Origin of the sequence: Pseudomonas sp. P7759, assembly GCF_013386445.1 — a bacterium.
In the GTDB taxonomy this organism is placed as follows: domain Bacteria; phylum Pseudomonadota; class Gammaproteobacteria; order Pseudomonadales; family Pseudomonadaceae; genus Aquipseudomonas; species Aquipseudomonas azotoformans_A.
On sequence record NZ_JACART010000020.1, the window covers coordinates 56,880 to 70,590 of the forward strand.

Below are 13,711 nucleotides of genomic sequence, written 5' to 3' on the forward strand. Positions count from 1 at the left end.
TCTGTTAGCAAGAATGCAGCCAGCCAGGCTCAACTTTTACGCGAAGAGCCCTGCATGGCCAGTTTGATCAACGGGATCAAGCCGGCGCCGAAGCGCACCAGGCGCGTCAAGCTGCCAATGCCGCCGCCCTTGGCACCTTTGCCGGTAAAGAAACCCATCAGCGTCACCGCGGCCACGCCCCACAGCGGCGCGTGCTTGATGCCCAGGCTGTCCTGCCAGTTGCTGCCCATATTGCGCACCTTGTTCAGGGGCAACATCAGTTGCTGGGACTCGTGGCGGATCTCCTGACGGTGCATTTCCATGCGCAGACGGATCAACGCCTTGCGCATTTCCCGGCGGGAAGTGGTTTGCGGGATTTCAGTGATGCTCATGGCAGCAGGCGCTCCCGGTCATTGGCCAGCTCTTCGAGGGTGGCGTGGAACGGCGTGGATTCATCGAACACCGCCGCCTTCAAGCGTACCCCGCAAAACGCGGCAGCCAAGGTGTAGAACACGCAGAGGCAGATGATCCCGGTCAGGCGGTAGCCGGTGTCCCACACCAGGATCATCACCAGGGTCGACAATCCCACCAGCAACAGCAGCGCGAACACCAGCGCCAGGCCGGCAAACAGCAGCAGGCTGACGGTGCGGGCCTTTTGTTCCTGCAATTCAATGCCAAACAATTCGACGTGGCTGTGCAGTAAGCCCAGCACGGCCGCGCCCAGACGTCTTGAGGTGGTGCCCGTGGACGAGCCCGTTTCGCCGATAGACATGGTTAGCGCCTTGTGGCCAGCAGGCCGATCAGAAAGCCCACGCCGGCGGCAATGCCCACCGACTGCCAAGGGTTGGCTTGCACGTAATCTTCGGTCGCAGTGACCGCAGCCTGGCCGCGTTCGCGCAGGGAGTCTTCGGTCTGCTTCAGGGTTTCACGGGCCTGCAACAGCGTGTCGTGAATTTTTGCGCGCAGCTCATCAGCCTGGTCGCCCGCCAGCACTTTGGTGTCGTCCAGCAACCGTTCAGTGTCAGTCACCAGGGTTTGAAAATCCGCCATCAGTATTTCTTGAGCAGTCTTTGCAGTTCTTCTGGCCATGGTTATCTCCGTGATTGGCTGATCTGTACGTTTCGAGTCACCGGCTTCGGTGAAGGTTCAGTGCAATTGTGTGGTACAGCTTTTGCTTTGCCTTGGTGCGCAGGCCCCGGGGCTTGCGCTGAATCTGGGCGGTCGGGCAGGAAGCCTTGAAAAACCTTACCCTAAATAACTGAAATTCGCGGAAAAACCCTGTCGGCAACGGCTTGTTGTGTTGAACGCTGCGCTAAAGCGGTTCACGCCCTCTGAAGAGGGGTGGGACCGGTGGTGCCAATTTAGTGCGCTCAACCCTGGCTTGAACCGCTTTGGTGCTTTTTGCCTTTATTGCAGGCCTGCCAACCTCCATGGAAAATTTGCAAAGTGCAGTGGACACGCTCGTCCACAGCTCCAACACCCTGTTTATCCTGATCGGCGCGGTCATGGTCCTGGCCATGCACGCCGGCTTCGCGTTCCTCGAAGTCGGTACAGTGCGCCAGAAGAACCAGGTCAACGCCTTGTCGAAGATCCTCAGCGACTTCGCCATCTCCACCCTGGCCTACTTCTTTATAGGCTATTGGATCTCCTACGGTGTGAGCTTCATGCAACCGGCAGCGGTGCTCAGTGCCGATCACGGCTATGGCCTTGTGAAGTTTTTCTTCCTGCTGACCTTTGCGGCGGCGATCCCGGCGATCATTTCCGGGGGCATTGCCGAGCGCGCAAGGTTCGCTCCACAGCTCTGCGCGACGGCGTTGATCGTGGCGTTTATCTACCCGTTTTTCGAAGGCATGGTGTGGAACGGCAATTTCGGCCTGCAGGCCTGGTTGCTCGCGACCTTTGGCGCCAGCTTCCATGACTTCGCCGGTTCCGTGGTGGTGCACGCCATGGGCGGCTGGCTGGCGCTGGCGGCGGTGTTGCTGCTGGGTCCGCGCAATGGGCGCTACCGCGAAGGGCGCCTGGTGGCGTTTGCACCGTCGAGCATTCCGTTCCTGGCGCTGGGCTCGTGGATTCTGATCGTCGGCTGGTTCGGCTTCAACGTGATGAGCGCGCAAACCCTGAACGGCGTCAGCGGTTTGGTCGCCGTCAACTCGCTGATGGCCATGGTCGGCGGCACGGTGGCGGCCCTGATCATCGGCCGCAACGACCCAGGCTTCCTGCATAACGGCCCGCTGGCCGGGTTGGTGGCGATCTGCGCCGGCTCCGACCTGATGCACCCGGTAGGCGCGCTGGTCACAGGTGTCGTCGCCGGTGGTTTGTTTGTGTGGTTCTTTATTGCGGCCCAGGACCGCTGGAAGATCGACGATGTCCTGGGTGTGTGGCCCCTGCACGGTCTGTGCGGCGTGTGGGGCGGCATCGCCTGCGGCATCTTCGGCCAGACCGCGCTGGGTGGACTGGGCGGTGTCAGCCTGGTCAGCCAGTTGATCGGCACCGCCCTAGGCGTGCTGGTGGCGCTGGCGGGCGGCCTGTTGGTGTATGGCGTGATCAAGCGCGTCACCGGGCTGCGTTTGAGCCAGGAACAGGAGTATTACGGCGCGGACCTGTCGATCCACAAGATCGGCGCGGTCAGTCAGGATTGATCGGCTCGTCTGCCGGCCGATAAAAACCGTGTAGCAGGCGATAGCGGGTCTGCCGCACTTCGTCGACCCGCGCCTGAACCTGTTGGTCCGGCAGGCCCAGCAGGATCAAGGCATGGGAGGCGAGCATCAGGCTCGACTCCAGCAACTCGGGCACCACTTCACTGGCGCCTGCGGCTTTCAGTTCTGCCAGCTGGCTGTCGTCGCGGGTACGCACCAGGATTGGCACGTCGGCGTTGATCCGACGCGCTTCCTTGAGCACCACTAGCGCCACATCGGTGTTGTCCACGGCAATCACCACCAATCGCGCACGCTCCAGGCCGACTGCGCTGAGCAACGCGCCACGCCGGCAATCGCCGTAATGCACGCTGCTGTCTTCAGTGGCGGCTTCCTGCACCCGTTCCGGGTCGTCATCCAGGGCGATGAAGGTTTGTTGTTCGTTGCGCAGAAAACGCCCGATGGACTGGCCGACGCGTCCATAGCCACAGATCACCGCGTGCCCGCGCAGCTCGGCGTTGAGCGCGGTGATTGCTTCCAGCTGCACCTGCTGGTTGGGCTTGCGGTGCAGGCGCAGGGCGATGGCGGGGGCGGCGCGCAGTAGCAGCGGCGTGAGCAGCATCGAGCAAAAAGTGGCCGCGAGCAGCAGGCCGTTAAATTCATCCGGGATCAACCGGCTTTGTTGCATCTGTGCCATCAACGCAAAGCAGAACTCGCCACCCTGGGCCAGGGCCAGGCCGCTGCGCCAGGCGGTTTCACTGTCGCTGCCGCGCAGTTTGACCAGCACGGCGACCACAGAGCCTTTGACCAGCATCAAGGTCAGGGTCAGGCCGAGGATCAGCAGGCTATGGCTGACGAAGAGTTGCAGGTCGATCAGCATGCCGATGCTGACGAAAAACAGCCCCAGCAGGATGTCGCGAAACGGCCGGATATCTGCCTCGATCTGATGGCGGTAATGGCTTTCGCCCAACAGCATGCCGGCCAGGAAGGCACCGAGCGCAGGGGAGAGCCCCAACAGGTGCGTGAGCCAAGCGGTCAACAACACAATCACCAGCGCCAGCAGCACAAACAGCTCCGCTGAATGGGAGGCGGCCACTTCATGAAACAGGCGCGGCAATAACCAGCGGCTGGCCAATAGCAGGCCGACAAACAGCACCACGGTCTTGCCCAGGGTCAGGGGCAGCGCCCAATACCAGGCTTGCTCGCCAGTGCCGGCGAACACTGGCACCAGGGTCAGCAGCAATACCGCGACCACATCCTGGAACAGCAACACGCCAATCGCGTTCTGGCCGTGACTGCTGAAGATTTCCCCGAGGCTGGTCAGCTCCTTGCTGACGATGGCTGTGGACGACAGTGCCAGTCCTGCCCCCAGCAACAAGGCGATACCCGGCGCCACACCCAGGATCATCAACAACAGTCCCAGCAGTACCCCGCACCCCAACACCTGCAAGCTGCCCAGACCAAATACAACTCGGCGCAGGGCGAGCATCCTGGTCAGGGAAAACTCCAGGCCGAGGGAAAACAGCAGGAACACCACGCCCAGTTCGGCCAGGTCGGGTAGCTCTTCACTGTCATTCACCCAGTCCAGCGCGGTGGGGCCCACGGCCAGGCCGACGCACAGGTAACCCAGCACGGGGGGTAATTGCAGGCGACGAAACAGCGCAATCACCACCAGGGATGAGGCCAGGATAATCAGCAGGTTGGCAAACACACGCATCTCCGTTGCAGGTAGGCAGGCAAAAAGCCGCGAGAATCGCTGAAACAGTTATAGGCCATGGTGACCTGGGTCAGGGTTTATAGAGTGGGCTTCAGGCGGTCACCGGGCTTAGAATGTCTGCCTGTTTTCTGATCAGGTCCCTTCGCCATGCTTCCTGAATGCCAGCTGTTCGGCACCCTGGGTTGTCACCTGTGTGAGATTGCCGAAGTCGAAATCATGCCGCTCGTCGAACACGGCTTGCTGGTGGAATTGGTGGACATCACCGACCCCGAAGACCTGACCGAAGCCTACGGCCTGCGGATTCCGGTGCTTCGCCGGACGGACACCGGCGCGGAACTGGATTGGCCATTTGACTCACAACAGGTTGTTGCCTTCCTTCGTTAGGTTTATGCGATGGCAGGTTTCCAAATATTAAGTTACTGTATGTTTGTACAGCGATTGAATTGAGGGAACGCCCGTGGTGAATGTTGAACAACTGAAAAGCAGCGTCAATCGCATGTCCGCCAACGTCGTGCGCGACGCGGTGAACGAGCTGCGCCTCGATGGTCTGGTCACGGAAGGCAAGACGCCCTTTAACAAAGTGCATTTCAATACCTGCTTTGCAGAGATCGAGGCGTTGTTCCAGCGCGCCGGCTACCACAAGCAACTGGATGTGGTGGGTTATCAGGGCTTGTTGTACGCGTTGTACGATCCGGGCCGTTGGGAAGCGGTGGACGTGCTGCGCTGGCTCAAGGAGTTCACCGACGCCGCCAGTGCTTCGCCGATCCTGCGGGCGGAGTTGGCCAAGGCTTGAGATCCGCCCTAGGCTCAATCCCGCGCAATGCGGGATAATGCCCGCCGGTTTTGTCACAGGCTTTGAGCATTTCATGTCCACCTCCGGTTTTTCCGCGTCCCAGCACCAAGCCAGCACCTTGTTTCTGCCGCCCGGTTCTTGGGCGACGGTGCTGGATTGCCTGTGCGAGCACTTCCCGGCCATCCGCCGCGAACACTGGCTGGACCGCATTGCGCGAGGCCGGGTGCTGGATATCAACGGCAACCCGATCACCGTCGACCTGGGCTACAAGGAAGGCTTGTGCATCTACTACTTTCGCGAAGTGCCTAACGAGAAAGTCATCCCGGTGCAGGAAACCATCCTGTATGCCGACGAGCATCTGGTGGTCGCTGACAAGCCGCACTACCTGCCCGTGACGCCGGCCGGTGAATACGTCGAGCAAACCCTGCTGCGCCGCCTGATTCGCCGGCTGGATAATCCCTCACTGGTGCCGTTGCACCGTATCGACCGGCACACGGCGGGGCTGGTGCTGTTTTCGGCCAATCCGGCCAGCCGCTCGGCTTACCAGCAACTGTTTCCCACTCGCCAGATCGATAAATTCTATGAAGCCATCGCCCCAGCCCTGCCGGACCTCACCTTTCCCAGGGTGCACAAAAGCCGACTTGTGGATGGCGAGCCGTTCTTTCGCATGCAGGAAGGTGATGGTGCCCCCAACACCGAAACGGTGGTGGAGGTGCGCGAGAAAAACGGCAATCTGTGGCGCTACGGCCTGTTCCCGGTGACCGGCAAGAAGCACCAGCTGCGCGTGCACATGAGCGCCCTCGGCGCGAGCATCTGCAACGACCCCTTCTACCCCCACGTGATCAAGGACGCGGTAGACGATTACGCCAATCCCCTCAAACTGCTGGCCCAGGGCGTGCGTTTTATTGACCCGGTCACGGGGGAGGAACGCAGTTTCCGCAGCCAGATCACCCTCGACTGGTAACCCCCGGAAACGACAAGGCCCGCGCGAGGCGGGCCTTGATGGCAAACGCTAAGACTTATAAGTCTTTGACGGTGCGAACCTGGTCTTTGTTGATGCGGGTCTGCTTGCCGTCCAACTGTTCGAACTCGTAGAAGCCCGAGTCCTTGTCGAATTTAGGGGTGTCGACGGCCTGGATTTCGCGACCGTCATTCAGGGTGATCACTGTCGGCGAGGCGCAACCGGCGAGGGTGGCGAGGCCCAGTGCAAGCATGAGAGCGGCGATGGTCCGTTGAGTCATGAGTCTGTCTCCGAGAGAATACTTTTTAATGGCTGACCTTGTGACGCATGCAGCGTCGACAAAGTTCCGGGTGCGAGGTTCATTCTGACACGCCCGACGGCGTCTGTAACAGCTCCGGCGTATTAAGGTTGGCCAGGCGCGGATCATCTGCCGGGCATTCCAGACCCACGCCGCCCAGTTGCAGGAAGAGCTTGCGCGGGCTGCGCTCACCGGCGTGCCAGGCCCTGTCCACCGCATCGCGCAGGCCCGTGGGGACGATGCAGATCAACGGTTCCCAGAACGCACCATGGCGCACCATCACCGGCAGCAGCGGGTTGCGTTGCGCGGTCTCACGCAGCGCCTGGATCAGCCCTGCGTCGATATGCGGCACGTCGCACGGCAATATCAGCAGGTGCGCATGACGGGCGGCGGCAAGTCCCGCACGGATACCGGCGAGGGGGCCGGGGAAGTCCGGGCTGTCGTCGGTCACCAGTTGGTCGGCATAGCTGGCGTACTGCTGCGGGTTGCGATTGCACGAGATGATCAGGTCGTCCGTGAGCGGTCGCACCAAGTGCTGCAAATGCGCAATCAACGGCTGGCCACGCCACTCCAGCAAGCCTTTGTCCTGGCCGCCCATGCGTTGGCCGCGCCCACCAGAGAGCAGCAGAACCGAACAGGGCAGTGGGGGCGAATCGATAGGCATGGCAGCTCCGCAGCGGCAGCAAAAGGGGGGCCTGTGATATAACATCGGGCTGTTCCTTCGACAACCGGACCGTGCCATGAAAGCCAAGGCAGATGCGCCCTTCGTACCCCTGAATATCGCTGTATTGACCGTCAGCGACACCCGAACCCTGGAAACCGATACCTCCGGCCAGGTCTTCGTTGACCGCCTGACGGCCGCCGGCCACAACCTGGCCGAGCGCGTGCTGCTCAAGGACGACCTCTACAAGATTCGCGCCCAGGTCGCCCACTGGATCGCCGAAGACGTGGTGCAGGTGGTGCTGATCACCGGCGGCACCGGCTTCACCGGCCGCGACAGCACCCCCGAAGCGGTGAGCTGCCTGCTGGACAAACAGGTCGACGGCTTTGGCGAACTGTTCCGCCAGATTTCCGTGGCCGACATCGGCACCTCCACCGTGCAGTCCCGCGCTCTGGCGGGTTTGGCCAATGGCACCCTGGTGTGCTGCCTGCCGGGCTCCACCAATGCGGTGCGTACCGGCTGGGACGGCATCCTCGCCGAGCAACTGGACAACCGTCACCGCCCGTGCAACTTCGTCCCGCACCTGAAACAGGCCGAGCCTTGTGAATCCCGTGGGTAAGCCCGGCAAGACCGGCGCACTGCTGCCGGTGGAGGACGCCTTGGCTCAACTGCTGGCGATGGCCGACGCCGCGCCGATCCGTGAGCAGGAAAGCCTGTTGCTGGCGGATTGCGATGGTCGTGTACTGGCGCAAGACCTGATCTCCACCCTCGACCTGCCGCCGTGGCCGAACAGCGCCATGGACGGTTATGCCGTGCGGTTGGCGGACTGGACCGGCGAACCCCTGGTGGTCAGCCAACGCATTTTCGCAGGCCAGGCGCCACAACCGTTGGCCGCCGGCACCTGCGCCCGCATCTTCACCGGCGCCCCAGTACCGGAAGGGGCCGACTGCGTGGAAATGCAGGAGAACGCCGTGGTCCACGCCGATGCGCGCGTGAGCTTTACCGAACCCCTGCACCTCGACCAGAACATCCGTCCCCAAGGCCAGGAAACCACCGTAGGCGAGCTTGTTTTAACGGCGGGTACGCGCCTGGGCCCAATTGAACTGGGCCTTGCGGCGTCTCTCGGCCATGATCGCCTGGCAGTGGTACGCCGCCCACGCGTGGCGGTTCTGTCCACCGGCGATGAGTTGATCGAACCGGGCTTGCCGCTCGGGCCGGGGCAGATCTACAACAGCAACCGGCGCGTGCTGTGCTCATGGCTTACGCGCATGGGCTGTGAAGTGATCGACGCCGGCATCCTGCCCGACGACCTTGAGCAAACCCGCGCGCGCCTGGGCGGCTTGGGCAGTGTCGACTTGATCCTGTCCACGGGCGGTGTGTCGGTTGGCGAAGCGGATTTCCTTGGGATCGCCCTGCGTGAAGAGGGTGAGCTGGCGTTGTGGAAACTGGCGATCAAACCGGGCAAGCCGCTGACCTTCGGCCACTTCCGTGGCGTGCCGGTGATCGGCCTGCCCGGTAACCCGGCGTCGACGTTGGTCACGTTCGCGCTGCTGGCACGCCCTTATCTGCTGCGCCGCCAAGGTGTGCAGGACGTCGAGCCACTGCGTTTCGACGTGCCGGTGGGGTTCGAGTGGCCCAAACCGGGCAACCGCCGCGAGTACCTGCGCGGTCGCATCGAGCAAGGCAAAGCGATCATTTACCGCAACCAGAGCTCCGGCGTGCTGCGCAGTGCGGCGTGGGCGGAAGGGTTTGTGGAGGTGTTGGAAGGCACGACGCTGGCGATGGGCGACCGGGTCAACTTCATTCCCTTGAGTGAGGTATTTGGCTGACACACAACTCACCGACGGCGGGCGCACAGTCAAGACAAGTCCTATGAGCCAAGCAGGGCGGGCAGGCTAGTTTTTCGAGTCCCGGTTACTGGAGGACTGACGATGACTATCCAACCTGCTGCATCCGTTCATGGCGTGGCGGCATCCGCTCACGCCGAGCCCGACTTGCCCTCGGCAGCGTCAATCAATTCAAGCACTGCACGCGGGGTTTTGAATCAACTGATCGGCAGGCCGCTTTCCGAGAACACTTATCGGGAACGGCTTGCCTGCATGATCGCCGATCCGAGTATCACTTCCTGGCAGGCGCTGACGCGTAACCCTGGTCAGTTAAAACGGCTGCAGGACAATGAACGACTGGGCTGGGCCGATCCGGCTGCGGCTGACAAAACCTTGCCGACACTGGCGCAGGCCCTGGGTCAGCGAAACGTTTGGCTGCCAGAGGTCGACAGCCTCAATGCCAACATCCTGAAGAACCTGACGGTCCAAGTGGCAGAAAAATACCTGGCGCAATTCCAGTCCATTCTTCAAGACCCGGCACCTGCCTTGTCGCAGGATGTCTCGATAGTCCGCGGTGCGCCATCAGCGGGTAAAACCACCTTTCTCACCGGCCAGTTCGCGCTCAATACCGATGTTGTCAAAAACATGATCCAGAACCGTATGCCCGGCACGAGCATGTTGCAGGTGCATGACCAAGGCGTTGCGTTGGTTCAGCAGTTCATGGGCCCCATGGAAAAGCGCCTGGGGCAGCCACTGACGCGAGATGCGTTGTACCTGTGGCCAAACGATTCCAACCAGAAAATCGCCGATATCGCACGCTTGAGCCAGGAACCCAAGTTGCACTTCCACGATATCCAGGTGGACCTCGCGACCTTGTGCTGTCGGATTCTCAAGCGTGGCACCGATGAGGCAGTAATGGACTTCAATGTCCTGAGCCAGTTTTTCAGTGCGGGCCTGGAGCACCGTGGCCCAAGTATCGAGTCAGTCAAGAACAGCCAGGACAGGCTAAAGGAGTATTCGCTGTCGGCCTGGAACGGTCAGCAGAATGTGCTCGTTGCTCAACGCGCACCCGGTGCCCAGGATTTTGTGATCAAGGATCAAGCCCTGTTCGATAAAGTGACTGCCCGGGACAACCATTCCATACAGGCAGAGGTAGAGAGTGTTCGCAACACCATGATTGACGCGTCGTTCATCGAGGCCTTCACGGCTCCACTTGCGCCTGCGCAGGCGAGTGCGTTTGGTGCAGCATTGCGGCGGTATGAGGGGCTGACGTTCGAGCAGGCGTTGACACAGCACGCCCAGCGCATGCCGGTTGCTACCTCGGTAGCGGCCCGCGTGTTGGCCGGTGTGAGGCCCGGCTGATTCAGTAGTCATCCCCACGTTCGGTCACGTCGCGCTCTACCGGCGCGGCGTCCGGGTCATACCCGACCGGGAACTTGCCCTTCAGCGTCCAGGCAAACGCAATGATCTCGGCGATCGTGCGGTACAAGTCCTCTGGAATACTGTCGCCCAGTTCCATCCGCGCCAGCAGTTTGACCAGCTCGGCGTTTTCATAGATCGGCACTTCGTTTTCGCGCGCCAGCTTCAGGATGGCTTCGGCCAGGGCATCGTCGCCCTTGGCGGTCAGGGTCGGTGCCTGCTGGCCGTCGTACTTGAGGGCAATCGCCTGGCGCGGTGGGTTGGCGTTTTTCATGCGGTTTCATCCACCCAGCGTTGCTCCAGTCCGGTTTTCGGCCCGCGTGGCGGGGTGCCGAGGTGGCAATCGAGGTCGCCGACATTGATCCCCGACGTCACCAGGCGTTCGCGCAAGCTGCCCAAGTGGCTTTCGATCAAACTGGCGGTGAATGGCCGCGAGGCCCACAACTGGCTGGAGAGTTTGCCCTGGCTCAATTGCGCCTGCACCTGCAGCGGCCCCAGCGGCTCCATGTCGAAGGCCAGTTCGACGCGCCAGAGCATCTGCTTGGCATCCTTTTTCTCTTTGCGTTCGGGCTGGTCCTTGTCCGGCGCCGGTTCTTCGCGCTGGAACTTGACCTGCAACGGCACGATGTCTTGCAACGTGCGCATGGGGATTTCCAGCTGCCAGGTGGTTTGCAGGCGGCCGTCGGCGGTGGTGCCGGTCTGTTCCAGGCTCGACAATTGATGGCTCTGCAACCGCGAGATTGCCCCGGCGGCCAGGCGCAGCAGGTTTTCCAGGTCGCCTTCGCCTTCCAGTTTGGCCATCAGCCGTTCAGGCAGAGGAAAGCCAACGGGTGCTTGGCGCGCACTGACCTGGCCGAGGGTGTTCAAAGGGCTGCGCACGAAGTTGGGCAGCACCTGGGCCAGGGTGTTGGCGGCGAGGATGGCATTCATGTTGGTGCTGGCGGGGAGCGCAGGCAGCAAGTCGGCGACCAGGCGCAGCAAGGCACCTTTCATGTCCAGCGGTGGGACTTGCGGGTTTTGCCCGGCGAGCAGCTTGGCTTCCAGAAAGGCACCGCTGTTCTGGATGACTTGCGCCAATACCTTGGGATTGCTGACCTGCGCCAGGTCGGGCAGGGCGGCGAGTAAACGCTCGGCGGCGCCGCGCAGCTCGGCGGAGGTGCTGTCGCCGCGTGGCAGGTTCTGCAGCGCCGTGAAGACGGCATCCAGCGAGCCTTGGCGACTTTGCTGGGTCGACAGTTGTTGGGTGACGGCCAGCTGATCCTTGAGTCCGCTCAACGGCACAAAGCTTAAAGTCTGCGCGTTCTGTACCACGGCGCTGAGCAGGCTGCCGACGCGCAACGGCTGCGGGCTTTCCACGCTCAGGGTCGCGCCGGTCAGTGCGCTGTTGAGCACGGTGACCAGCGAGCGATAGATCGCCGGTTGCGCCGTGCCCTGAGGCAACATTTGACTGGTCAGCACCTTGGCCTGCAACAGCGTGCCCACGGGCATCTGATTCGTGTCGATGCGGGTGAGGGCGGCGACATTGGCGCTCAAGGCCTGTTGCAGGCTGAGGGTCAGGTTGCCGGTGGGCGTCTGGCTCACCGCCACATTGCTGCCCAACGGCAGCGGCTGCGGGCTGCTGGCCTGCACCAACGTCTGGCGGCCGCCTTCAAGGGTCAACTTGAGCAGCAACTGAAAGGCTTCACCGCCTTGTTTCAGGGCGATGACTTCGGCGTTCGCGGTTTTCCCAGGGTCGATCAGGCCGATCTGCGGCTCCAGCAGTTTCAGCAACTCGCCGGCCGCAGGCGCAGGGCCGGGCCCGACTGCCGGGGCGGGTGGAAGCGTAGGAAGGTTGATCTCACCGGTCATCGCGCGCGTCGTCTCTGGGGAAATTGCCCTCTTTAGAGTAGGGCATCACATGTATAATGCCGCCCGTCTGCAAAGAGAGCGGTAAAAACCTCACAACTATTTGATCCAGCTCTCTAAAATCGGTCGCCAAAGCCGTTATTGTGCATTTCTCTTTAACGGCCGCTGCACCGCCGACTTGAACCGTAAAGGCCCGCGATCTTTTGACCAGCCCTCTTCTTGAAGCCGTAGCGCTCTCCTGTGAACGCGACCTGCGCCTGCTGTTCGAGCACCTCGAACTGCGGCTGACGGGCGGCGACATGGTGCAGGTCAGCGGCCCCAACGGCAGCGGCAAGACCAGTTTGCTGCGCCTGTTGGCCGGGTTGATGCAGCCGACGGCTGGGGAAGTTCGCCTGAACGGCAAGGCCCTCAACGAACGACGTACCGAACTGGCGCGCAACCTTATCTGGATCGGCCACGCCGCCGGCATCAAGGACGTGCTCACCGCCGAAGAGAACCTCAGCTGGCTCAGTGCCCTGCATCATCCCGCGTCGCGCGATGCCATTTGGCAGGCCCTGGCCGCCGTCGGCCTCAAGGGCTTTGAAGACGTTCCCTGCCACACCTTGTCCGCCGGCCAGCAGCGCCGCGTGGCCCTGGCGCGTTTGTACCTGCCGGGGCCGCCGCTGTGGATTCTCGACGAGCCCTTCACCGCCCTCGACAAACAAGGCGTCGCCCAGTTGGAAGAACACCTGGCCCAGCATTGCGAGCAGGGCGGTCTGGTCATCCTCACGACCCACCACACGCTGACGCGCATGCCTGCTGGCTATCGCGATCTCGATCTAGGGCGGTGGTCGGCATGAGCGTATTCGCCCTGTTGGTCGCCCGTGAAGCGCGCTTGCTCTGCCGTCGCCCGGCGGAACTGGCCAACCCGCTGGTGTTCTTCGCGATTGTCATCGCGTTGTTCCCGTTGGCAGTCGGCCCCGAGACTAAACTGTTGCAAACCTTGTCCCCGGGACTGGTGTGGGTGGCCGCGCTTTTATCGGTCCTGCTCTCGCTGGACGGGCTGTTTCGCAGTGATTTTGAAGACGGTTCCCTGGAACAGTGGGTCCTTTCGTCGCACCCCCTGCCACTTCTGGTACTGGCCAAGGTACTGGCACACTGGGCTTTTTCCGGCTTGGCGCTAGTCTTGCTCTCGCCGCTGCTGGCGATGATGCTGGGCCTGCCCGTCGAATGCCTGCCGGTGTTGCTCCTGTCCTTGTTGCTCGGTACGCCGGTGCTCAGCCTGTTGGGGGCGGTGGGCGCAGCGTTGACCGTGGGTTTGAAGCGGGGCGGCCTGTTACTGGCCCTGTTGATTCTGCCTTTGTATATCCCGGTGTTGATCCTGGGCAGCGGTGCTTTGCAGGCCGCGCTCATGGGCATGCCGGCGACCGGTTACCTCTTGTGGCTTGGTAGCCTGACCGCCCTGGCGGTAACCCTGACACCCTTTGCTATAGCGGCCGGCCTGAAGATCAGCGTCGGCGAATAATGAGGTCTGGTTAAGCGTTGTCTTAACCAGTAAAGACCCTAAGCTTTTCGCAACGACGAAAAGCTACCGTGATGG

General features: G+C 62.0%; 17 protein-coding genes. 9 read left to right on the top strand and 8 right to left on the bottom strand.

The genetic code is table 11. The features are described from left to right. Window positions 1–29 precede the first annotated feature (29 nt). The 3 genes from HX823_RS17240 to HX823_RS17250 are packed head-to-tail and all read right to left on the bottom strand — an operon-like array spanning window position 30 to window position 1,068. On the bottom strand, window positions 30–371 hold the full coding sequence (locus tag HX823_RS17240; protein ID WP_177075696.1) for a hypothetical protein: 342 nt from the start codon (window positions 369–371) through the stop codon (window positions 30–32). Continuing rightward, window positions 368–751 carry a phage holin family protein gene (locus tag HX823_RS17245; protein ID WP_033901397.1) on the bottom strand — a complete coding sequence of 128 codons (384 nt, stop codon included), beginning with the start codon at window positions 749–751 and terminating at the stop codon, window positions 368–370. The genes HX823_RS17240 and HX823_RS17245 overlap by 4 nt, the downstream gene beginning before the upstream one ends. 2 nt (window positions 752–753) lie before the next feature. Then, window positions 754–1,068, bottom strand: a complete 315-nt coding sequence (locus tag HX823_RS17250) for a YqjD family protein (RefSeq protein WP_012723021.1) — start codon at window positions 1,066–1,068, stop codon at window positions 754–756. A 341-nt stretch (window positions 1,069–1,409) separates the two neighbouring features. Between HX823_RS17250 and HX823_RS17255 the strand changes: the two genes are divergently transcribed. Then, a complete protein-coding gene (locus HX823_RS17255) occupies window positions 1,410–2,618 on the top strand; it encodes an ammonium transporter (RefSeq protein WP_038842012.1) in 1,209 nt (402 codons plus the stop codon). Here HX823_RS17255 and HX823_RS17260 read toward each other — a convergent pair. Beyond that, complete coding sequence (locus HX823_RS17260) at window positions 2,605–4,329, bottom strand: monovalent cation:proton antiporter-2 (CPA2) family protein (protein ID WP_050572360.1); 1,725 nt, start codon at window positions 4,327–4,329, stop codon at window positions 2,605–2,607. The two genes, HX823_RS17255 and HX823_RS17260, sit on opposite strands and share 14 nt — an antisense overlap. A gap of 147 nt (window positions 4,330–4,476) precedes the next feature. On the opposite strand from HX823_RS17260, the gene HX823_RS17265 reads away from it, so the two are divergent. From HX823_RS17265 to HX823_RS17275, 3 genes are all read left to right on the top strand, one after another. Beyond that, a complete protein-coding gene (locus HX823_RS17265) occupies window positions 4,477–4,713 on the top strand; it encodes a glutaredoxin family protein (RefSeq protein ID WP_038841978.1) in 237 nt (78 codons plus the stop codon). 73 nt (window positions 4,714–4,786) lie between these two features. Next, a complete protein-coding gene (locus HX823_RS17270) occupies window positions 4,787–5,122 on the top strand; it encodes a hypothetical protein (protein WP_038841980.1) in 336 nt (111 codons plus the stop codon). 73 nt (window positions 5,123–5,195) lie between these two features. Beyond that, the gene (locus HX823_RS17275; RefSeq protein ID WP_177075698.1) at window positions 5,196–6,086 is read left to right on the top strand and encodes a pseudouridine synthase; all 891 of its coding nucleotides are present in this window, start codon (window positions 5,196–5,198) and stop codon (window positions 6,084–6,086) included. A 55-nt stretch (window positions 6,087–6,141) separates the two neighbouring features. Here the strand turns inward: HX823_RS17275 and HX823_RS17280 are convergent, their stop codons facing one another. Continuing rightward, complete coding sequence (locus tag HX823_RS17280; RefSeq protein ID WP_016978480.1) at window positions 6,142–6,363, bottom strand: YgdI/YgdR family lipoprotein; 222 nt, start codon at window positions 6,361–6,363, stop codon at window positions 6,142–6,144. Between the two features lie 79 nt (window positions 6,364–6,442). Continuing rightward, a complete protein-coding gene (gene mobA / locus HX823_RS17285; protein ID WP_177075700.1) occupies window positions 6,443–7,045 on the bottom strand; it encodes a molybdenum cofactor guanylyltransferase MobA in 603 nt (200 codons plus the stop codon). Window positions 7,046–7,121: 76 nt separating this feature from the next. On the opposite strand from mobA, the gene moaB reads away from it, so the two are divergent. The 3 genes from moaB to HX823_RS17300 all read left to right on the top strand — a co-directional run bounded on the left by moaB (window position 7,122) and on the right by HX823_RS17300 (window position 10,230). Further along, the gene (gene moaB / locus HX823_RS17290; RefSeq protein WP_025857889.1) at window positions 7,122–7,661 is read left to right on the top strand and encodes a molybdenum cofactor biosynthesis protein B; all 540 of its coding nucleotides are present in this window, start codon (window positions 7,122–7,124) and stop codon (window positions 7,659–7,661) included. Beyond that, on the top strand, window positions 7,645–8,871 hold the full coding sequence (gene glp / locus HX823_RS17295; protein WP_177075702.1) for a gephyrin-like molybdotransferase Glp: 1,227 nt from the start codon (window positions 7,645–7,647) through the stop codon (window positions 8,869–8,871). Before moaB ends, glp begins: the two co-directional genes overlap by 17 nt. A gap of 102 nt (window positions 8,872–8,973) precedes the next feature. Beyond that, on the top strand, window positions 8,974–10,230 hold the full coding sequence (locus tag HX823_RS17300) for a hypothetical protein (RefSeq protein WP_177075704.1): 1,257 nt from the start codon (window positions 8,974–8,976) through the stop codon (window positions 10,228–10,230). A gap of 1 nt (window position 10,231) precedes the next feature. Here HX823_RS17300 and HX823_RS17305 read toward each other — a convergent pair whose 3' ends face one another. Continuing rightward, on the bottom strand, window positions 10,232–10,561 hold the full coding sequence (locus HX823_RS17305) for an EscU/YscU/HrcU family type III secretion system export apparatus switch protein (RefSeq protein WP_038841992.1): 330 nt from the start codon (window positions 10,559–10,561) through the stop codon (window positions 10,232–10,234). After that, window positions 10,558–12,135 carry a flagellar hook-length control protein FliK gene (locus HX823_RS17310; protein ID WP_177075706.1) on the bottom strand — a complete coding sequence of 526 codons (1,578 nt, stop codon included), beginning with the start codon at window positions 12,133–12,135 and terminating at the stop codon, window positions 10,558–10,560. Before HX823_RS17310 ends, HX823_RS17305 begins: the two co-directional genes overlap by 4 nt. A gap of 200 nt (window positions 12,136–12,335) precedes the next feature. Here HX823_RS17310 and ccmA point away from each other — a divergent pair, with 200 nt between their 5' ends. Beyond that, window positions 12,336–12,971, top strand: coding sequence for a cytochrome c biogenesis heme-transporting ATPase CcmA (gene ccmA, locus HX823_RS17315; protein ID WP_038841997.1), 636 nt, complete (start codon window positions 12,336–12,338; stop codon window positions 12,969–12,971). Beyond that, on the top strand, window positions 12,968–13,636 hold the full coding sequence (gene ccmB, locus HX823_RS17320) for a heme exporter protein CcmB (RefSeq protein ID WP_003189951.1): 669 nt from the start codon (window positions 12,968–12,970) through the stop codon (window positions 13,634–13,636). Before ccmA ends, ccmB begins: the two co-directional genes overlap by 4 nt. Window positions 13,637–13,711 lie beyond the last annotated feature (75 nt).